The sequence below is a fragment of the Enterococcus sp. DIV1315a genome, from assembly GCF_051712325.1.
Taxonomy (GTDB): Bacteria; Bacillota; Bacilli; order Lactobacillales; family Enterococcaceae; genus Enterococcus; species Enterococcus faecalis.
Window position 1 is genome coordinate 103323 of record NZ_JBIOOS010000001.1, and the last position, 19793, is coordinate 123115.

General features: G+C 39.3%; 18 protein-coding genes. 12 read left to right on the forward strand and 6 right to left on the reverse strand.

The features are described from left to right. Positions 1–13: 13 nt before the first annotated feature. The gene (gene serS / locus IGJ03_RS00430) at positions 14–1285 is read left to right on the forward strand and encodes a serine--tRNA ligase (protein ID WP_002361511.1); all 1272 of its coding nucleotides are present in this window, start codon (positions 14–16) and stop codon (positions 1283–1285) included. Positions 1286–1321: 36 nt separating this feature from the next. Here the strand turns inward: serS and IGJ03_RS00435 are convergent, their stop codons facing one another. Further along, on the reverse strand, positions 1322–2272 hold the full coding sequence (locus tag IGJ03_RS00435) for an alpha/beta hydrolase (protein WP_375804852.1): 951 nt from the start codon (positions 2270–2272) through the stop codon (positions 1322–1324). A 130-nt stretch (positions 2273–2402) separates the two neighbouring features. Continuing rightward, positions 2403–2882 carry an arginine repressor gene (locus IGJ03_RS00440; RefSeq protein WP_002356125.1) on the reverse strand — a complete coding sequence of 160 codons (480 nt, stop codon included), beginning with the start codon at positions 2880–2882 and terminating at the stop codon, positions 2403–2405. Between the two features lie 218 nt (positions 2883–3100). Here IGJ03_RS00440 and IGJ03_RS00445 point away from each other — a divergent pair, with 218 nt between their 5' ends. The 6 genes from IGJ03_RS00445 to IGJ03_RS00470 all read left to right on the forward strand — a co-directional run bounded on the left by IGJ03_RS00445 (position 3101) and on the right by IGJ03_RS00470 (position 9438). Next, on the forward strand, positions 3101–3613 hold the full coding sequence (locus tag IGJ03_RS00445) for an arginine repressor (protein WP_438711058.1): 513 nt from the start codon (positions 3101–3103) through the stop codon (positions 3611–3613). Between the two features lie 296 nt (positions 3614–3909). Then, positions 3910–5136 carry an arginine deiminase gene (gene arcA, locus IGJ03_RS00450; protein ID WP_002356129.1) on the forward strand — a complete coding sequence of 409 codons (1227 nt, stop codon included), beginning with the start codon at positions 3910–3912 and terminating at the stop codon, positions 5134–5136. Positions 5137–5161: 25 nt separating this feature from the next. Continuing rightward, entirely contained in the window at positions 5162–6184 is a 1023-nt protein-coding gene (gene argF / locus IGJ03_RS00455; RefSeq protein WP_160747730.1) for an ornithine carbamoyltransferase, read from the forward strand. Positions 6185–6289: 105 nt separating this feature from the next. Next, a complete protein-coding gene (gene arcC / locus IGJ03_RS00460) occupies positions 6290–7222 on the forward strand; it encodes a carbamate kinase (protein WP_159110110.1) in 933 nt (310 codons plus the stop codon). A gap of 24 nt (positions 7223–7246) precedes the next feature. Next, on the forward strand, positions 7247–7939 hold the full coding sequence (locus IGJ03_RS00465) for a Crp/Fnr family transcriptional regulator (RefSeq protein WP_002363490.1): 693 nt from the start codon (positions 7247–7249) through the stop codon (positions 7937–7939). Between the two features lie 47 nt (positions 7940–7986). Then, the gene (locus tag IGJ03_RS00470) at positions 7987–9438 is read left to right on the forward strand and encodes a YfcC family protein (protein ID WP_002356134.1); all 1452 of its coding nucleotides are present in this window, start codon (positions 7987–7989) and stop codon (positions 9436–9438) included. A 90-nt stretch (positions 9439–9528) separates the two neighbouring features. On the opposite strand, the gene IGJ03_RS00475 is transcribed toward IGJ03_RS00470, so the two are convergent. Together IGJ03_RS00475 and IGJ03_RS00480 are read right to left on the reverse strand one after the other, a co-directional pair. After that, entirely contained in the window at positions 9529–10209 is a 681-nt protein-coding gene (locus IGJ03_RS00475; protein ID WP_002359260.1) for a type 1 glutamine amidotransferase domain-containing protein, read from the reverse strand. Further along, positions 10206–10541, reverse strand: coding sequence for an ArsR/SmtB family transcription factor (locus IGJ03_RS00480; RefSeq protein ID WP_002356136.1), 336 nt, complete (start codon positions 10539–10541; stop codon positions 10206–10208). Before IGJ03_RS00480 ends, IGJ03_RS00475 begins: the two co-directional genes overlap by 4 nt. Positions 10542–10720: 179 nt before the next feature. On the opposite strand from IGJ03_RS00480, the gene IGJ03_RS00485 reads away from it, so the two are divergent. The 3 genes from IGJ03_RS00485 (at position 10721) to IGJ03_RS00495 (ending at position 16008) form a co-directional block, all read left to right on the forward strand. Then, positions 10721–11737: an NADP-dependent oxidoreductase gene (locus tag IGJ03_RS00485; protein WP_002397688.1), complete on the forward strand. Its 1017-nt coding sequence runs from the start codon at positions 10721–10723 to the stop codon at positions 11735–11737. A gap of 210 nt (positions 11738–11947) precedes the next feature. Next, complete coding sequence (locus IGJ03_RS00490; RefSeq protein WP_375804849.1) at positions 11948–14455, forward strand: EndoS/ChiA family endoglycosidase; 2508 nt, start codon at positions 11948–11950, stop codon at positions 14453–14455. Between the two features lie 284 nt (positions 14456–14739). Further along, positions 14740–16008, forward strand: a complete 1269-nt coding sequence (locus tag IGJ03_RS00495; RefSeq protein ID WP_375804848.1) for a RidA family protein — start codon at positions 14740–14742, stop codon at positions 16006–16008. A 49-nt stretch (positions 16009–16057) separates the two neighbouring features. Here IGJ03_RS00495 and IGJ03_RS00500 read toward each other — a convergent pair whose 3' ends face one another. Together IGJ03_RS00500 and IGJ03_RS00505 are read right to left on the reverse strand one after the other, a co-directional pair. Next, positions 16058–16501 (reverse strand): MepB family protein, encoded by a 444-nt coding sequence (locus tag IGJ03_RS00500; RefSeq protein ID WP_375804847.1) that lies wholly within the window; start codon positions 16499–16501, stop codon positions 16058–16060. Continuing rightward, positions 16498–17910: a PLP-dependent aminotransferase family protein gene (locus IGJ03_RS00505; protein WP_085443574.1), complete on the reverse strand. Its 1413-nt coding sequence runs from the start codon at positions 17908–17910 to the stop codon at positions 16498–16500. The genes IGJ03_RS00500 and IGJ03_RS00505 overlap by 4 nt, the downstream gene beginning before the upstream one ends. Positions 17911–18007: 97 nt before the next feature. Here IGJ03_RS00505 and IGJ03_RS00510 point away from each other — a divergent pair, with 97 nt between their 5' ends. Together IGJ03_RS00510 and IGJ03_RS00515 are read left to right on the forward strand one after the other, a co-directional pair. Then, positions 18008–18973, forward strand: a complete 966-nt coding sequence (locus IGJ03_RS00510; RefSeq protein ID WP_002379243.1) for an ornithine cyclodeaminase family protein — start codon at positions 18008–18010, stop codon at positions 18971–18973. A gap of 1 nt (position 18974) precedes the next feature. Then, positions 18975–19763 carry a PhzF family phenazine biosynthesis protein gene (locus IGJ03_RS00515; RefSeq protein WP_002379242.1) on the forward strand — a complete coding sequence of 263 codons (789 nt, stop codon included), beginning with the start codon at positions 18975–18977 and terminating at the stop codon, positions 19761–19763. Positions 19764–19793 lie beyond the last annotated feature (30 nt).

The window sequence follows — 19793 nt, forward strand, 5'->3', positions numbered from 1 at the left end:
AGAGGGAAATAAGATGCTGGATATGAAAAAAATTCGCCAAAATGTAGAAGTGGTACAGAAAAAGTTAAAAACACGTGGTGTGGACGAGGAAGTTTTATTACGCTTTTTGGCTTTAGATGAAGAACGGAGAGCGTTACTTGTTAAAGTTGAAGAACTGAAAAAACACCGTAATCAGGTATCAGGAGAAATTGCACAATTAAAGCGTGCACAAAAAGATGCTTCACAACAGTTGCTAAATATGCAAGAAGTTAGCGAGCAAATTAAAGTTTTAGACCAAGAAGTTGTTCATTTGCAAGAACAATGCACAGCAATTGCAGAACGTCTGCCTAACTTACCTCATGAGAGCGTGCCTGTTGGCGCAGACGAAGCCGCCAACGTAGAAGTTCGGCGGTGGAGTACGCCGAAAACTTTTTCATTTGAACCGAAACCACATTGGGAAATCGGTGAAGCCTTAGGAATTTTAGATTTTGAAAGAGGCGCGAAAGTATCTGGTAGCCGTTTTCTTTATTACAAAGGCTTAGGGGCTCGTTTAGAACGAGCGGTCTATAATTTTATGTTAGATCAACATGTTAATGAACATGGTTATACCGAGGTGATTCCTCCTTATTTGGTCAATAGCAAAGCAATGTTTGGCACCGGTCAGTTTCCTAAGTTCAAAGAAGATGTCTTCCAAGTTGCAGAAAGTGATTTGACGCTGATCCCCACAGCGGAAGTCCCGTTAACTAACTACTATAATAATGAAATTTTAGAGGCGCAAGAGTTACCGATTTATTTCACTGCTTTAAGTCCTTCTTTTCGTTCGGAAGCGGGTAGCGCAGGCCGTGATACCCGAGGATTAATTCGTTTACACCAGTTCCATAAAGTAGAAATGGTTAAATTTAGTGATGCAGAACACTCCTATGAAGAATTAGAAAAAATGACCAACAATGCTGGAGACATTTTAGAAAAATTGGGCCTCCCTTATCGAGTGATTACTCTTTCGACAGGTGACATGGGCTTCTCGGCAGCGAAAACCTATGATTTAGAAGTTTGGATTCCGGCACAGAAAACGTATCGAGAAATTAGTTCTTGTTCAAACTGTGAAGACTTCCAAGCACGTCGGGCGTTGATTCGTTATCGTGATAAAACGGGTCATGTTCAATATGCCCATACTCTTAATGGATCAGGACTTGCTGTTGGTCGAACAGTGGCTGCCATTTTGGAAAATTATCAAAATGAAGATGGTACCGTAACGATTCCAGAAGTTCTACGTCCTTATATGGGTGGTTTAACGAAAATAGATTAAAAAAGAAGGTTGATGTCACAACATCAACCTTCTTTTTTAATTCGTTAAATCCGTTAACCAATGCCCAATTTCTTGAAAAACTGTAGCTTTTTCCGTTTCTAATAAAATTTCATGACGCAATGTGGGAAATAGTCGTAACGTCACGTGCTGAAAACCTGCATGCTTTAATTGCTTTTGAATTTTCGCTGGCCCCTTGCTGAAATCACCAACTGGGTCTTCAGCGCCACTAATGATTAAAATAGGCAATTCTTTTGGGATCGCTTGGTACCAATTCCTTTGATTGGCTCGTTTAACAAGTGAAAAAAGGGTAGCAAAACCATTATTGGTAAATATGAAGCCCATTAATGGGTCATTTTCATAGTCAGCGACATTGGCTTGATTTTTAGAAAGCCAATTAAAGGAACTTGCTTCAGGAAATTTTTTGCTAAAAGAACCAAATGCCAGCTTATCAATGAACGGAGCTGGTTTTTTCGGCTGTTTCTCGGCCATTTTTTTAATAAAAGGCAATGCGGCGGTTAAAGGTAACGGACTTGTTCCAGTACCCATGAAAATGACTCCTTGCATAGTTACAGGATAGTCTTGCAGATAGTTGCGCAAGGCGAAAGATCCCATGCTGTGACCCATCATAAAATAGGGCAATTGTGGATAGCGATTCACAGCCCATTGTTTCACTTGATGAATATCTGTAACGACATTTTCAGGCCCTTGTTCTCCAAAAAAACCATAGATCGGTGCGCTTGGTTGTATAGATTCGCCATGACCTAGATGATCATGACCAATTACGGCAAACCCTAATTGATTTAAAAAACGAGCAAATTCATCATAACGTTGGATATGCTCTGCCATGCCGTGAATCAATTGAACTACGGCTTTGGGTGAAGGACAGGGCCAATGACGTACATTGAGCTGAGTTTGTTGATCGTTTGAAGTGAGTATGAATTGTTCAGTCATAAGAAACCCTTTCTTTGCTTTTTGATTATTATACAAAAAAAAGACGGTGTTCAAAAGAAAAACTCATGAGAAAACGCCTCAGCTTTCACTGAGACGCCTTTTTTTATTTATCTTTAATAAAAATAGCAATGATGTCAAAAAATAGTCGATTTTACTAAGTGATGAATTATGGGTGGTACAAATACTGCTGGAAATAGTTGTTAACTTCAAGGGCATCTTCTTTATTTTTTGAAAGAATTAAGATGGTATCATCCCCAGCGATGCAGCCCAAGATATGAGGGTTGTGGATACGTATGCGATCAATTAAAACCCCAATGGCTTGCCCGTTGCCAGGTAAGACGGTTAAAAGATTTGTGAACTCTATTTGTGTTAAAGAAACACCAGTTTCAATAATAATGTCAACAAGACGTTCTTCATCTGTTTTATATTTTGGACGAAGGGCAGAATTATTCAAGATACGATAATAGGCTTCTCCTTGACCATTGTCTACTTTGTTTAAATTCAGCTCACGAATGTCACGAGAAATAGTTGCTTGTGTGGTGTGAATATTTTCTTTTTCCAATAATGCTAGTAATTCACTTTGTGTATGGATTTCATTTTCTGTGACCAATCGCTTAATCATCGTTTGGCGTTTTAATCGGTTCATTACTTTCCTCCAGTTCAGTTAATCATGCAAAAAAACATCATTGCTGTTATTTAAAACGGTGCCAGTAATTCCCTAAAATCACTGTACAACGTTTTACTAAATTGTGCAAGTCTCACTTTTTTAAATGCGAAATATCCGACAAAATCAATGAGAACCTTTTAGCTAAACGACCCTTTTTCTATTCTAATAAGAGAGATTCTGCTAGTATTGCTTTGTAAATGTCTGGAGGAAGGGTGTTATTTGTGAATAAGCAAACACGCCAAAGTTTGATTAAAGAAATCATTCAAACAACTGTAATTCATAGTCAAAATGAGTTGTTAAGAGAATTAAAAAAGCGCGAGATAAATGTCGCACAAGCAACGATTTCACGGGATTTATGGGAATTAAAAGTCGTCAAAGCATTAGATGATTCTGGCGAGATGCGGTTAACGATTTTTGAACAATTCACTTCTTTAGAAGAACGAAAAAAAGAACAGTTGATACAAGCAATTCGTGAGGTAGTGACCAAAGTTGAACGTGTCGCCTTTTTACTAGTGGTTCATACATTACCAGACAACGCAACATTTTTTTCAGCTGTACTTGATGAAGTGTCTTTGTGTGAAAAGAAATGTTCTGTCGCTGGCTTCGACACTGTTATTATTGTTTCATCATCCGAGGAAAAAGCACAAGAACTAGAGCAGTATTTTCAACAATTTATTCAGCCAACACCTTTGTCAAAAAGTAACGCATAAAAGGAAGGGAGCTAGAAGTCGTTTTGACTTCTGGTTCCCTTCCTTTTACCTCTATAAGATTATAACTTTATGAAATGCATGGAGAAATAATTTTTTTTGAATAAATGCATTTTTTTTTATTTAATTATGCATTATTTTTTTAGAATATCTATGAAAGCGCATTCTTTTAGGCTAGAAATATGCATAAGAAAGAATACCGTTGTATATTTGGTATTTTGTTTGGCAAATGGCTCACGTCCTAGGTTAATCAGGTCTGTTATTCTGTGTTTGTAATTAAGTTGAGGAGGTTATTTCACATGAGTCATCCAATTAATGTATTTTCTGAAATCGGAAAATTGAAAACAGTGATGTTACATCGTCCAGGTAAGGAATTAGAAAATTTAATGCCAGATTATCTGGAGAGACTGTTGTTTGATGATATTCCGTTTTTAGAAAAAGCACAAGCAGAACATGATGCATTTGCAGAGTTGTTACGATCAAAAGATATCGAAGTGGTCTATTTAGAGGACTTAGCTGCTGAAGCGTTGATTAATGAAGAGGTCCGCCGACAATTTATTGACCAATTCTTAGAAGAAGCCAATATTCGCAGCGAATCAGCAAAAGAAAAAGTTAGAGAGTTAATGTTAGAAATTGACGACAACGAAGAACTGATTCAAAAAGCGATTGCTGGCATTCAAAAACAAGAATTACCTAAATATGAGCAAGAATTTTTAACAGATATGGTTGAAGCGGATTATCCATTCATTATTGATCCAATGCCTAACTTATACTTCACACGTGATAACTTTGCGACAATGGGCCACGGGATTTCTTTAAATCATATGTATTCAGTAACTCGACAACGGGAAACCATTTTTGGGCAATACATTTTTGATTATCATCCTCGTTTTGCTGGAAAAGAGGTTCCTAGAGTCTATGATCGTTCAGAATCAACCAGAATTGAAGGTGGCGATGAATTAATTCTTTCAAAAGAAGTGGTGGCCATTGGGATTTCTCAAAGAACGGACGCCGCGTCAATTGAAAAAATTGCGAGAAATATTTTTGAACAAAAATTAGGATTCAAAAATATCTTGGCTTTTGATATCGGTGAACATCGTAAATTCATGCATTTAGATACCGTTTTTACCATGATTGACTATGATAAATTTACGATTCATCCAGAAATCGAAGGCGGCTTGGTTGTTTACTCGATCACTGAAAAAGCAGATGGAGACATCCAAATTACAAAAGAAAAAGATACATTAGATAACATTTTATGCAAATACTTGCATTTAGACAATGTTCAATTAATCCGTTGCGGCGCTGGAAATTTAACCGCAGCAGCCCGGGAACAATGGAACGACGGTTCAAATACATTAGCAATTGCCCCTGGGGAAGTTGTTGTTTACGATCGGAATACGATTACGAATAAAGCGCTAGAAGAAGCAGGCGTGAAATTGAATTACATTCCAGGAAGTGAACTAGTACGTGGCCGTGGTGGCCCTCGTTGTATGAGTATGCCACTTTACCGTGAAGATCTTTAAAAAACACCCAAAAATAGGAGGAATCATCATGAATTCAGTATTTCAAGGACGTAGTTTATTAGCAGAAAAAGATTTTACAAGAGCAGAATTAGAGTATTTGGTAGACTTCAGTATTCACTTAAAAGAATTGAAGAAAAAAGGTATTCCACATCACTATTTAGAAGGAAAAAATATCGCTCTTTTATTTGAAAAAACTTCGACACGGACACGCTCTGCATTTACTACAGCAGCGATTGATTTAGGGGCACATCCTGAGTATTTAGGCGCCAACGATATTCAATTAGGTAAAAAAGAATCTGTTGAAGATACAGCGATTGTTTTAGGTAGTATGTTTGACGGGATTGAGTTCCGTGGGTTTAGTCAAGAAGTAGTGGAAGATTTAGCGAAATATTCTGGTGTTCCTGTTTGGAATGGTTTAACGGATCAATGGCACCCAACACAAATGATTGCGGACTTTATGACAGTGAAAGAAAACTTTGGTCGTTTAGAAGGAATCACTTTAGTATATGTCGGCGATGGCCGTAACAACATGGCAAACAGCTTGTTAGTGACAGGTGCTATTTTAGGCGTAAATGTTCGCATTTGTGCACCAAAAGAATTGTTCCCTTCTGATGAAGTCGTTAATTATGCAAAAGAATTTGCGAAAGAATCTGGTGCAGAATTAATGATTACAGACGACGTTGCTAAAGGTGTTAAAGGAGCCAACGTGTTATATACAGACGTTTGGGTGTCCATGGGTGAAGAAGATAAATTTGAAGAACGTGTCAATCTGTTGAAACCTTATCAAATTAATATGGCTATGTTAGAAAAAACCGAAAACATGGATGGCGATTTAATCGTATTACACTGTTTGCCAGCCTTTCATGATACGAAAACACAATACGGAGAAATGGTTGCTGAAAAATTCGGCATTACTGAAATGGAAATCACGGATGAAGTCTTCCGCAGTAAATATGGTCGTCAATTTGAAGAAGCAGAAAACAGAATGCATTCTATTAAAGCGATCATGGCAGCTACTTTAGGCAACTTATTCATTCCTCGTGTGTAGGAAGCAACTGAAAAAACATTGAAAAAAGAATAGTTGTTTCGCCCTTTAAGAGATTCTTTTGAAGGGCGGCCTATTCTTTATTATGATAGGAAAGAAGGATTTGTAATGGGGAAAAAAATGGTCGTTGCACTAGGCGGAAATGCCATCCTTTCAAATGATGCTAGCGCACACGCACAACAGCAAGCATTAGTTCAAACATCTGCCTATTTAGTTCATTTAATTAAACAAGGGCACCAGTTGATTGTTTCACATGGCAATGGTCCACAAGTCGGAAATCTATTATTGCAACAACAAGCAGCTGATTCTGAAAAAAATCCAGCGATGCCGCTAGATACGTGTGTTGCTATGACACAAGGAAGTATCGGCTACTGGTTGTCCAATGCGCTTAATCAAGAATTAAACAAAGCAGGAATCAAGAAACAAGTGGCTACTGTTTTAACACAGGTGGTCGTAGATCCAGCAGATGAGGCATTCAAAAATCCAACAAAACCGATCGGTCCATTTTTAACAGAAGCTGAAGCCAAAGAAGCAATGCAAGCAGGTGCTATTTTTAAAGAAGATGCAGGACGTGGCTGGCGCAAAGTCGTTCCAAGTCCTAAGCCAATTGACATCCATGAGGCTGAGACTATTAATACCTTAATAAAAAATGATATAATTACCATTTCATGTGGTGGTGGCGGCATCCCTGTCGTAGGACAAGAATTAAAAGGTGTCGAAGCAGTAATCGATAAAGATTTTGCTTCTGAAAAACTAGCAGAATTAGTGGATGCGGATGCACTAGTTATTTTAACTGGCGTGGATTATGTGTGCATTAATTATGGCAAACCAGATGAAAAACAATTAACCAATGTCACTGTAGCAGAGTTGGAAGAATACAAACAAGCGGGTCATTTTGCACCAGGTAGTATGTTACCGAAAATTGAAGCCGCCATTCAGTTTGTAGAAAGCCAACCCAATAAACAAGCAATTATCACTTCTTTGGAAAACTTAGGAAGTATGAGCGGCGATGAAATCGTAGGAACGGTTGTGACAAAATAAAGTATAGTATTTAGGAGAATTAAGATGATGATAGAGAAAATAATCACTAAAAATAATCAAGATTTTCAATACTTTTCTGAATCAGAACTAACAGAATTGCGCAACGAGAGTTTCGTTCGCTCCTATAAAAAAGGCCAAGTCCTTTTTTATCCAGGTGATCCGAGAAATCATTTGATTTTACTGGTTTCAGGTGTCATTAAAATTGAAAAAAATGATCGCAGTGGTAATTTTTCCTATCTGCATTTTATGAAAAAGCAGGCTCTTTTTCCGAGAATCGGACTGTTTCAAGATGAGGTTCATTACGACTCCGCGATTGCCTATACGGATATTGAGGTTGTGTTTGTGCCAGTTAAACTGTTTGAACGTTTTCTCCAAAATAATCCCCAGCAATTGATTCATTGGATTCAAGAACAATCGGTCCTTTTAAAAGAAAGCATGATCAAAATCCAAAAAGGAACAACCAATGATGCATGTGAACGGATTGTGACATCACTGGCGATGTTATTAAATGATTTAGGAGAACGAATTGACAACAGAGAACGCGTTGCAATTGCTTGTCCAATTACCATTAATGACATTGCACGGATGAGTGGAACCACGCGGGAAACAGCAAGCAGTGTTATGAAAAAATTAGTCCAAATGAACCGTATTAGCTACAGTCATAAATTCTTAACTTTTCTAGATACGCCATTCTTTATTGATCGATTGAGTAATTAATCATAGAGAAGGGAGATACAGGAAAGTAGGTTCCTGTATAAAAGGATATGGCAGAAAAAAAGAAGAAAAACAAAAAACAGCTTTCGTCTTTTAGTATTTTATTTATTATTTTAATTGTTTTAGGTATCGTAACGGTCTTGCTAAATGGCCAGCCATTTACCCCAAGAGAAATTGATGGCAAAATGGTTGACCACGTGGTAGGGGCCAAATTATCGGATATTATCATGGCTCCATTCAATGGGTTTAAAGATGCCATTGAAATTAATATTTTTATTTTAGTACTTGGTGGCTTTTTAAATATTGTGACACAAACTGGGGCTCTTGAAGCAGGGATTCAATCAGTCGTTAAAAAGTTAAAAGGGAACGAATTGAAAATCATTCCGATTTTAATGATTTTATTTTCTATTGGTGGTTCGACTTATGGAATGGCAGAAGAAACAATTCCTTTTTATGGTTTATTGAGTGCCACCATGGTCGCCGCTGGTTTTGATACGTTTGTCGCAGTAGGCACTGTGCTATTGGGTGCAGGATCAGGTGTTATCGGTTCGACGGTTAACCCTTTCTCCACAGGGGTAGCGATGGATGCGTTGCGAGGTATTGGCATTCAGCCCAATACAGGAATTATTTTAATTGTCGGTGCTATTTTGTGGGCGGCCTCTACTAGCTATTCTATTTTCATTGTGATGCGTTATGCGAAAAAAGTGAAGGCGGACAAAGGTTCAACAATTTTATCTTTACAAGAACAAGAGGATATGGAAAAAACATATGGACAAGCAGCGTCGAAAGAAATGCCATTTACGAATCGTCATAAAAAAATCTTAATGGTATTCGCTTTCTGTTTTGTCATTATGATTGTTTCCTTAATTCCATGGAACGACTTTGGAGTGACGATTTTCAAAGGCTGGACGTCTGTTTTAACAGGCAACAGTTTCGGTGACTGGTACTTTGGCGACTTAGCGATGTGGTTCTTCCTTTTAGGGATCATTGCTGCCTTGATTGGTCGCTTTACTGAAAAAGAAACCATTGAAGCATTTATCGACGGTGCCAAAGATATGTTATCCGTTGTTTTAATTATCGTAGTTGCTCGCGGGGCATCTGTTTTGATGTCTAAAACGTATTTAGATTCATTTATCCTTGATAAAGCGGCAGGCTTATTACAAGGACTCTCCCCAGTCTTATTTGTCATCGGTGCCTTTGTTTTATACTTAGGTTTATCTTTCCTAATTCCTTCAACTTCTGGTTTAGCGTACGTTTCTATTCCTGTAATGGGTGCGTTAGCTAAAAACATTGGTTTAAGTCCAGAAGTGATGGTTATGATTTTTGCTTCAGGTTGTGGCTTGATTAATTTGATCACGCCAACATCTGGTGTCGTAATGGGTGGTTTGGAAATTTCCAAAGTTCAATATGCCACTTGGACAAAATTCATGGCCAAACCAATGATTGTCTTAGGCTTAATTAACCTAATTATCTTAATTGGCGCGATGTTACTCTTTAGCTAATCAAAAATTTTTTATGTTAGGGCTTCGGCTTTCGGAAAAAAGAAGAAGCAATGAAACAACAGCGACTACCTAAAAGTAGTCGCTGTTGTTTCATTTTGATAGTTGTTGAATTAACAATCTTGCGACAGCGCGGACAGAAAAAGGATTTTGCCCAGTGATTATACGGCCATCTTGATACGCAAATTCTTTATAGGGACGCTTTTTCGCAAAAGTAGCACCATGTTCTTTAGCAATTGTTTCGTTTAAGAAAGGAACAACTGCTTTTTTCATGGCTAAAATTTCTTCTGCAGTTGTGAAGCCAGTAATGGTTTTATCTGCAATCAAATAATTTCCTGACGCATCTTTGACATTTAAAAGACCAGCAATTCCGTGACAAACAGAAGTTAGGTATTTGCCCTGTTCGTAAAGGCTACGAGTGATTGCTTGCAACTGAGGATTATCAGGAAAGTCCCACATAACGCCATGGCCTCCTGTAAAGTAAATTGCTGCGTATTCATCTGGCTCAATTTCTTCAAGAGAGAGGGAATGCGCTAGCGCTCGTTCTTGAAAATCGGCACTTTCATAAACCGCCATAATGGATGAATCTACATATTTCATACTCCGGGGATCCAAAGGGACATAGCCTCCTTGGGGACTAACATAGTCAACTGAAAATCCTGCTTTGGTTACTTCTTCCACGAACTCCGTGGCTTCACCTAGCCAGAGGCCCGTTGGTTCTTCGGTGCCGTGATAACGGGAGACGTTTGTGAGGACCACGAGAATTTTTTTCATGCTTGCTTCCTCCCTGGCATAATCGACGTAATGTGGGTCAATAGTTGTTGGAGTTGCTCAATTTTGGTGGTATCGTGAGAAAGTGAATAATAATTTTTAGTTCCTTCACTGCGACAATCAATTAATTTGGCTTGTTTCAAAATTTTTAAGTGGTGAGAAACAGCGGGGCGTGAGAGTTGTGTCGCCTCTGTTAACTCAGTGACACGGCGGCCAACACAGGCCTGGTCTTCTAACAGTGCAATAATAATTGCTTGGCGTTTTTCATCACCTAATGCGATTAAAAAATCACTAAGCGCAGTAAATTCTGTTTGAATTTCTTCTAATTCTTTCATATTCTTTCGCCTCTTTGGTTCGTATTTTTAAACGATTAAACCATTTTTCTTGTTTTTTGTCAATGAAATACGCTGAGGGCTGAAACTTGACGTGGATCCCATTCTTCGTTAAGATACTAATTGATTAAAGGTTTAAACTTTTAAACCGATAAAAAGGATAGAAAGAGAGGAAAGATTCAATGATGAAAGCCGCTTTAATTCATAAATACGGACAAAAAGAATTAGCAATCGAGGAGGTGCCCTTACCCACCATTCATGACAACGATGTTTTGGTCAAAATTATCGCTGCCAGTATCAACCCGATTGATTTAAAAACAAAAGATGGCAAAGTAAAGATGCTTTTAAATTATCAAATGCCACTGATTTTAGGCAGTGATTTTGCTGGGATTGTTGTCTCTGTTGGAAAAAAAGTTCAAAATTTTAGGCTGGGCGATGCAGTTTACGGGCGAGTACCCAAAAATCGCGTGGGAACTTTTGCTGAATATATTGCAGTGGATCAAGCGGCTGTAGCTATGAAGCCGAAAAATTTAACGTTTGAAGAAGCTGCGGCCATTCCGTTAGTCGGTTTGACAAGTTATCAAGCGCTACATGATATTATGAATGTGCAGCCAGGCCAGAAAGTCCTGATTCAAGCAGGTTCAGGAGGGATTGGAACCATTGCGATTCAATTAGCAAAACTAGCGGGCGCTTACGTTGCCACCACCACGAGTAGTAAAAATAAAGAATGGGTTCAAGCGTTGGGAGCAGATGAAGTGATTGACTATCGGACACAAAATTTTGAAGAAGTTTTATCCGACTATGATTATGTGTTTGATACAATGGGGGGGACAATCTTAGAAAAAGCTTTTTCAGTGGTTAAACCTCAGGGAAAAGTTGTTACATTGTCAGGCATTCCCAACGAACGTTTTGCTAAAGAGTATGGCTTGCCGCTTTGGAAACAATGGGCCTTTAAAATAGCTACCCGCAAGATTCATCGATTGGAGCAAGCCACAGATGTTAGTTATCATTTTTTGTTTATGCGTCCAGATGGCGAGCAATTAGCCTTACTCACTAAGTTCATTGAACAGGGAAAATTACAGCCGATAATTGACCGAGTCGTTCCTTTTAGCCAAATTCAAGAAGCGGTAGATTATTCACTGACAGGACGAGCGCAAGGGAAAATTGTTGTGAAAATCGCCGATGTTGATCACGACTAAGTAAAGGAAACTTGCAAGAAAAATAGGCCCATTTTTCTTGCAAGTCTCAAAGTTTACCATTTAAACGCCGCCTAACGAAAGTGATTTTAGGCGGGAAAAGATTTTTATAGAAAATCCTCATTTTTCCAGTTTCTATTTTGCAAATTCGTTATTTTTTGTTATTCTATTGATGGTTGTGTATGCGCTTTCTTTTTAGGCGGATACACCAAAATGAACGGAGTGCAGAAAGGAATGGTGTTCAAAGTGGGGAACAATTTATCGACAAGAAGAGGAGAAAACAGAGAAACAATTGTCAGTTGGCTAGGTCTTTCGTTATTGGTTGGCTTGGCGTTTATCTTATTTAGTCTGTTTCATCAACCAATGGTCAGCCAAGCCAATGAACCGGACCAAGAGAAACATTTTATGGTTTACTATCGGGCTTGGCGTGACAAAACGATGCAAGGAGTTAATACAACATTGCCAGATGAAAATTGGCTAACGATGCACGATATTCCTTATGGTATTGACATTGTGAATGTCTTTAGTTATGTGCCAAAAGGACAAGAAGCACTTGCACAGCCATTTTATGATACGTTAAAAAATGAGTATGCGCCAGCACTGCATGCACGAGGTGTTCGTTTAGTTCGTGGGATTGATTACAGCGAGCTATTAAAAGTTCCTTATGCAGGAACAACGCCTACAGAAGCAGAATTTGATGCTTATGCGAAAAAGTTGTTAACCAAATTTGTCGATGATTTAGGAATTGATGGGTTAGATATTGACATGGAAACTCGTCCAAGTGAAAAAGATATTGTGCTATCTAATGGTGTCATTCGTGCATTATCAAAATACATTGGACCGAAGTCGGGAACGGATCGTCCATTTTTGTATGATACCAATGCAGAATATTTACCACCTTTACAAGATGTCAGTGACTGTTTCGATTTTCTCGCGTATCAACAGTATGGCAGCGATGACCAACGCACGCAACGAGCATTAAATAATTTAAGTCCGGTTCTCAATGGGGAACGATTTGTTCCAGGATTAACTTTCCCAGAAGAGCAAGATCGCAACCGCTGGTATGACACAAAAGAGCCGTATATGGAAAGTAACATGTATAAAGTAGCTCGTTATTCTTATGAAAATAATTTAGGGGGCATGTTCCTCTATGCCTTAGATCGCGATGGTCGCACCTATAATGAAGACGATTTAAATCAGATAAAACCTTCTAATTTACTTTGGACAAAAACGGCCATTGCAGAGAGTAAAGGCGTTTCTCTTGCAGAGATGAAAGCGGCTGCGCAACACTATTTAAAACGAATTAGCTACGCCAACACAGACCTTGAAGCACAAAATAAAGCCGCAGAAGCAGTGACACAAGCAACAACGCTTTATGATGTGAATAAAGCTATTTTAGGTGGCGATTATGGCCAAGGGCTTTCAAATACCTATGATGCTGAATTAGAAAAAGGCCTGTTAGCCATTGACTTAACCACTTTATATCGTGCGTTGGATCAAGCAGTTGCAGCCATTGAAAAGGCAGAAAGCTATACACCAGAAACGATTCAAGCACTACAAACAACAAAAGAGTCAGTCGCAACAGAACTTGCGGGAAAAACGTATACAGCCGCGCAAGTGACTACTTGGCAAACGGAGGTCCAAACAGCTTTGGATAATTTAAAAGAGAAACAAACACAACCTTTAAAAAGTGTCTTCTCCATTGATGCGGGAAGAAAATATTTTTCCGTGGAACAACTGGAAGAATTAGTGGCCAAAGCCAGTCAAAATGGGTACACAGATGTCCAATTAATTTTAGGAAATGATGGCTTACGGTTTATCTTGGATGATATGTCGGTCAATGTGAATGGTAAAAAATACAACCACAACCGGGTTTCAAAAGCAATCCAACGAGGCAACAACGCATATTACAATGATCCTAATGGCAACGCGTTAACACAAAAAGAAATGGATCGGTTGTTGGCTTTTGCGAAAGCGCGCAACATCAACATCATTCCCGTGATTAACAGTCCAGGACATATGGATGCGTTGTTAGTGGCCATGGAAAAACTAGCGATTAAAAATCCCGCTTTTGATGGCTCAAAACGAACAGTAGATTTAGGGAACCAAAAGGCAGTGAATTTCACAAAGGCGATTATCAGTAAGTACGTGGCTTATTTTTCCGCGCATAGTGAAATTTTCAATTTTGGTGGCGATGAGTATGCAAATGATGTCGACACAGGCGGTTGGGCGAAACTGCAATCTTCTGGGCGCTACAAGGATTTTGTCGCTTATGCGAATGATTTAGCTAAAATAATTAAAGATGCGGGCATGCAGCCAATGAGCTTTAATGATGGCATTTATTACAACAGCGACGATTCTTTCGGTACATTTGACCCAGAGATTATTATTTCTTATTGGACAGCCGGTTGGAGTGGGTATGACGTAGCCAAACCTGAGTACTTTGTTCAAAAAGGACACAAAATTTTTAATACCAATGATGCGTGGTATTGGGTCGCTGGCAATGTTGATTCTGGCATTTATCAATATGACGATGCTTTAGCAAATATGTCGAAAAAAGCATTTACAGATGTGCCAGCAGGTAGCCCAAATCTTCCAATTATTGGAAGTATTCAATGTGTTTGGTATGATGACCCTCGTCGTGACTATGATTTTGAACGAATTTATACGCTAATGGATACGTTCTCGGAAAATTATCGTGAGTATATGGTGGTTAAATAAAACTAGTTAAAGCTAACGAGTTATCTATAAAGACTGGCACGAATCAAGCTTGATTCGTGCCAGTCTTCTTTAACGGAAGAAGATTTGTTTGAGGGCCAACAATCAATTTAGGAATGCCTTATTGAAATGTTCCTGTTCTTATTGTAGACTGAAAGAAGTGGTGGTGGAAAGCTATCACCATTAATAGAAAAGCAGGAAAATAAAAAGGATCTTGTTGGAAGTTTAATATTTGAAAATGTAAGCGGAATCATTTTTGTTGGAATGCTAAAAAAGGGAGTAGAGTTATGAGTAATGAAAATATCGTCTTAGCAAAAAATACAGAGCGTGCACCAAAGCATCCTCTCGCAGCCCAAACAGTCGCATTTTCCCACTATAATCATTTGTCAGCACAGTTACCTATTGAGCCAACCTCTGGACAATTGGTAGAAGGTGGCATTCGGGCCCAAGCGACACAATGTTTGAAAAATATCCAAGCGGTTGTTGAAAGTATCAACCATGTGATGATTGACATTGTTAGAATGACCATTTTTGTCAAAGATATGCGGGATGCTGCCGCAGTTGAGGAGGTTTATGCGGCCTTTTTTACCCATTATTATCCAGCTAAAACAGTGGTCGCCGTCGCAGATTTGCCGTTAGGCGCTTCTGTTCAAATGGAGGCACTTGTTTCAAATGGGGAAGGAACTATCCCTAATGCACCTCAAGCTGGGGATTTAATTAAATTAACAAATCAGACTGTTCAGGCACCAATTGATGCTCTAGCCAGTCAAACGGTTGCGTTTTCTCACTATAACAATCTGTCTGCACAATTGCCTATAGATCCTCAAACGGGCAGAGTTGTGGCTGGCTGTGTTAAAACGCAAACAAAACAATGTTTGAAAAACATAAAAGCCATTTTAACCAGTATTGATGTGCCTTTTGATGATATTGTGAAGGTCAATATTTATTTAAAAGATTTATCTAAGCTAGAAGCTGTCAATCAAGTATATGCCGCTTTTTTCCCAGATTCAGGAATTGCGCGCACGGTCAATTATATGCCAGCACGAACAGTGATTGCTGTTGCTGATTTACCAATGGGCGCGGCGGTGCAAGTAGAAGCGGTGGTTTCTCATGGGGATGGTACGCCACCACAAGCGATTGAAGATCGACATGGATTAATTATTGAAGCAAATAATACAGATCACGCACCGAAGTGTCCATTTTCGACACAAACTGTTGCTTTTTCTCATTACAACCATCTATCAGCTCAGCTACCATTAGACCCTAAAACAAATACGTTAGTCGCTGGCGGAATCAAGGAACAAACGACGCAATGTTTAGAAAACATCAAAGCGATTATTGAAAGTGTGGATCACAGCTTAGCTGATCTGGTGAAAGTGAATATTTTTGTGAAAGAGATTGAAGAGCTGGCGGCAGTAGATGACGTCTACCAAACGTACTTCCCTGAAGGCACGCCTGCAAGAAGAGTGATTGGTGTGACGGATTTACCAAAAGGTGCTCAGATTCAAATCGAAGCGATTGCTGGGAACGCAGAAGGTACGCCACCAATTGGTTAAACAGTAGAAGAAATAAACGTCAGCTGGCTTCTGAAGCCAGCTGACGTTTTTAGTATTTAGATAAATCAGTAAAGTAAGCTAGTTGCCATTTTTGTGTTTTTTTGGCGGTTTGATTAAGGTTTTGGCACCAAGAAGGATAAAAACGGGCTGCCATTTTGCCTTTTTGTTGGTGCGTTTTGAGAATTTTTTGTTGGATTAAACATTCTTTCGGCAGAAGAAAGAGACCTTGCTTTTCTTGATCAGCAATGACAATTGCTAACGTTTCAGGGGCTTCCGTAGCATCAAAGGCTTCGTTCTGATTTTGTTGATTTTTTTTCCAGAAGGCTACAAAATAGCCTTCTTTTTTCGGCGTTTTTTTGGCTAAGCGACTGCGGATAAGCTGTTGCGATTCATTAACTTGGCATAAAAAGCCTTCATATTCGGCATTTTGTTTTTCTTCGGAAAGCAGGGTGATCGTGCCCACTGCTTTTTCAAGTATTGGCAATGAATTCATAGGGAATGTCCTTTCTTTTCGTTTAACGTCGGTAAGAGTTCTTGAATAATGGTTAATCCTTTCGCCAATACCTCGAGCTGATTGGAGGCTAAGGAAATTCGTAAAAAAGCATCTGGCTGATTTTGCACAGTAAAGCGGCTCGAGTGAAAAAGACGTACCCCATTTTGGAGAAATTCTTGTTCAATTTGCGGCGCCGTTTTTTCGGTAGAAAGGGGAATAGTTCGGTAGTACGGCAAAGGATTGCTAGGTCTAGCTAACCCAAAAATGGTATCAAATAAGTCATTGGCTTGTTTTGTTAAAGCCAATTTTTCTATCACTAATTCTTCTGCAACTGGTGAGCGTAAGACTTGGGTGACAATTTCAGCATCAAAGCCAGAAGTTTTAACGTTAATGTTAAAAATCGCACGCTCTATTTCTTGGCGAAGAAGCGGAGGGAAAACAAGGTACGCAATGCGTAAGCCTGTGCAGACAAATTTTGTCATCCCCGCTAAGTAAATCGTTTGTTGAGGTAAGAGTTCTTGAAACGTTGGTAAAACCGCTTGCTGTGCATAAGTTGTTAAAAAAGAATGAATGTCATCTTCAATTACCCATAAGTGTTCTTGCTGAATGATTTCAGCTAAAGTCATTCGGCGGGCGCTAGACATTTGGAAACCAATCGGGTTATTACATGCGGGCATTAAGAAAATACCATGTATTTTTTTCTTTTTGCATTCTTGCAGTAAATGCTCTGGGTCCATCCCCTCGGAATCATAGCCAATCGGGACGATTTCTAAATGATAAAGCTGGGCGAGTTCAATAAAATTTGAATACGTGTATCGATCTACGGCAATCCGCTGACCTGGAGAAAAAGCGGCGGCTAACGTCACGGCCAGCCCATTCTGGACACCAGATACAATGGCAACTTCTTCGGCATTGGTCCGAACGCCTTGTGTCTGAAGCCATTCGGCAGCGGTTGCTCGTTGAAAGTGCGTACCTAAAGGATCGCGATAATTTAGCAAACTGTTAAGGGCCGCATTTTTACTAACTGATTCAATAAAAGGTAAAATCCGCTGATTACACATATCAAAGGAACTAACCAGCCCTAAATCAATTAGATGGTCCGCTACTTGGTTGGTAGAGATTGTAATTGAGCGAAACGCGTTGGGAGAAACGAAAGTGCCGCTACCGATGTTGGTATAAAGTAAGCCTTTTTCCATAGCGTGTTTATAGGCTTGACCAATCGTCGTGAAATTCAGATCCAAGTAATCAGCTAATTCTCTTTGCGAAGGCAATTTCACATTTTTTTGAAGCGCACCAGATAAGATATCCGCTTCTAATTGTTGAACCAATGATTGGTAATAAGGTCTTGTTAAACGTTCTTTAACAGGGCGCCATGACAACGCATAGTTCTCATAGGAATTAATCGGCATGAGGGGAACTTCCTTTCTATAAAATTGTATTCCATACAATTATAGCATTGAGTGTATTGTTTGTCTGGTTTATGATAGCGCAAAGGGAGGAATTCAGATGGACATTATTTCTTATGAGAGGGTTATTCAACAATTGTCGTTTTCCGAAGCAATTCAAGTGATGAAACGTTGCTTTGCAGAGTTGCAAAAAGGAAAAATTTCGCAAAGTGAGCGCCATGTAGAGGTTTTACCAGATGGGGAAAATCAGAATCTTTTTGCATTAATGCCTGCTTACTTAGGAAAAAATCGCTTTTTTGGGGCAAAAATCATTACAGCTTTTCCAGAAAATCCACAAAAAAATTTGGCCTCACATCTTGGTCAAATTTTATTGTTTGATAGTTCTACTGGAAGACCAGTCGCAATGATGGACGCCAATGCGATTACGTGGCTTCGCACAGCAGCTGTTTCTGCTTTGGCAACCGATTATTTAGCAGCTCCAAAGGCAAAAAGTATCGCTTTGATTGGTGCAGGTCAACAAGCTTCGTCTCATCTCGCAGCGCTACAAAGCGTTCGGGCGATTGAAAAGGTTTTTATATATGACCGAACAGCAGAACGCGCACGAAAATTAATCGCTAAGCAACAGCACAATTACCCCGAATGTACCTTTATTGGTTGTTCTTCTGTCCAAGAAGCCGTCCAGGAAGCGGAAATTATCTGTACACTAACTTCCAGTCAGGACGCATTTTTAGAAGAAAAAGACGTTTTGCCGAATGCCCATATCAATGCAATTGGTACATTCACGCCGACTTCCAGAGAATTAACAAGCGACCTTGTTAAAAACAGTCAAGTGTTTGTAGATGAGTATGCGGCTGCATTAAAAGAAAGCGGGGATCTTTTAATTCCGATTTCAGAAGGTGCCTTTTCAGCTGAAAAAATTGTAGGTTCTCTCGGCGAATTAGTCACTGGCAAAGTTAAACTAAAGGCGGAGCAGAAAGACCGCACGATTTTTGATGCGGTTGGCTTAGCAGTTGAGGATTTGTGTTGCGCGGAATACATTTATCAAAAAATACAAGGAGAGAATTAAAATGAGTTATCCCTATTATATTGTCGATGCTTTCGCGGAGGAAGTTTTTAAAGGCAATCCCGCCGCTGTTTATGTTTTGGAAAAATGGTTGCCAGAAGCGGTGATGCAAAACATTGCGATTGAAAATAATTTGTCAGAGACTGCTTTTACAGTCAAAGAGGGAAAAAGTTACGCCCTGCGCTGGTTTACGCCGGAACGAGAAATCGATCTCTGCGGGCATGCTACATTAGCGACGGCTTTTGTGTTATTTAACTATTATTCCGTTGCGGAAGAAACGCTTCATTTTACTAGTCAAAGTGGACCGCTCGCAGTGACCAAAAAAGAGGAATACTATTATCTAGATTTTCCTTATATCCTACCGGAAAGGATTCCAATTTTGCCAGAGTATGAAGCCGCTTTAGGCGCGAAAATTTATGAAGCTTATTTGGGTCGCGATTTATTTTTTGTCTTAAAAGATGAAGAGACAGTGGCAAAAATCACACCAGATTTTTCTGCATTAAAAGCATTGGATTTAGGAGTAGGAGTCATTGTAACGGCATCAGGAGACTCGGTGGATTTTGTTTCACGAACTTTTTTCCCGAAACTAAGAATTAACGAAGATCCAGTTTGTGGTTCTGCGCATGCCAATTTAATTCCTTATTGGGGAAAACGGCTCAATCAAACGACCCTTTCGGCCTATCAAGTGTCCCCAAGAGGCGGCTTTTTAACTTGTGAAGTGAAAGAAGATCGAGTCATTATTGGTGGTACTGCTAAACTATTTGCAAAAGGGGAAGCGTACTTACCTGTATAAAAGTACACCGACCGCTAGAAATTCGTCGTT

What these genes read in the sequence shown, in the direction of transcription:
- serS (WP_002361511.1), top strand. Translation starts at nt 14, where the DNA reads ATGCTGGATATGAAAAAAATTCGCCAAAATGTAGAAGTGGTACAGAAA.
- IGJ03_RS00440 (WP_002356125.1), bottom strand. Translation starts at nt 2,882, where the DNA reads ATGAACCGATTAAAACGCCAAACGATGATTAAGCGATTGGTCACAGAA.
- IGJ03_RS00445 (WP_438711058.1), top strand. Translation starts at nt 3,101, where the DNA reads ATGTCTGGAGGAAGGGTGTTATTTGTGAATAAGCAAACACGCCAAAGT.
- arcA (WP_002356129.1), top strand. Translation starts at nt 3,910, where the DNA reads ATGAGTCATCCAATTAATGTATTTTCTGAAATCGGAAAATTGAAAACA.
- arcC (WP_159110110.1), top strand. Translation starts at nt 6,290, where the DNA reads ATGGGGAAAAAAATGGTCGTTGCACTAGGCGGAAATGCCATCCTTTCA.
- IGJ03_RS00465 (WP_002363490.1), top strand. Translation starts at nt 7,247, where the DNA reads ATGATGATAGAGAAAATAATCACTAAAAATAATCAAGATTTTCAATAC.
- IGJ03_RS00470 (WP_002356134.1), top strand. Translation starts at nt 7,987, where the DNA reads ATGGCAGAAAAAAAGAAGAAAAACAAAAAACAGCTTTCGTCTTTTAGT.
- IGJ03_RS00475 (WP_002359260.1), bottom strand. Translation starts at nt 10,209, where the DNA reads ATGAAAAAAATTCTCGTGGTCCTCACAAACGTCTCCCGTTATCACGGC.
- IGJ03_RS00480 (WP_002356136.1), bottom strand. Translation starts at nt 10,541, where the DNA reads ATGAAAGAATTAGAAGAAATTCAAACAGAATTTACTGCGCTTAGTGAT.
- IGJ03_RS00485 (WP_002397688.1), top strand. Translation starts at nt 10,721, where the DNA reads ATGATGAAAGCCGCTTTAATTCATAAATACGGACAAAAAGAATTAGCA.
- IGJ03_RS00490 (WP_375804849.1), top strand. Translation starts at nt 11,948, where the DNA reads ATGAACGGAGTGCAGAAAGGAATGGTGTTCAAAGTGGGGAACAATTTA.
- IGJ03_RS00495 (WP_375804848.1), top strand. Translation starts at nt 14,740, where the DNA reads ATGAGTAATGAAAATATCGTCTTAGCAAAAAATACAGAGCGTGCACCA.
- IGJ03_RS00500 (WP_375804847.1), bottom strand. Translation starts at nt 16,501, where the DNA reads ATGAATTCATTGCCAATACTTGAAAAAGCAGTGGGCACGATCACCCTG.
- IGJ03_RS00505 (WP_085443574.1), bottom strand. Translation starts at nt 17,910, where the DNA reads ATGCCGATTAATTCCTATGAGAACTATGCGTTGTCATGGCGCCCTGTT.
- IGJ03_RS00510 (WP_002379243.1), top strand. Translation starts at nt 18,008, where the DNA reads ATGGACATTATTTCTTATGAGAGGGTTATTCAACAATTGTCGTTTTCC.
- IGJ03_RS00515 (WP_002379242.1), top strand. Translation starts at nt 18,975, where the DNA reads ATGAGTTATCCCTATTATATTGTCGATGCTTTCGCGGAGGAAGTTTTT.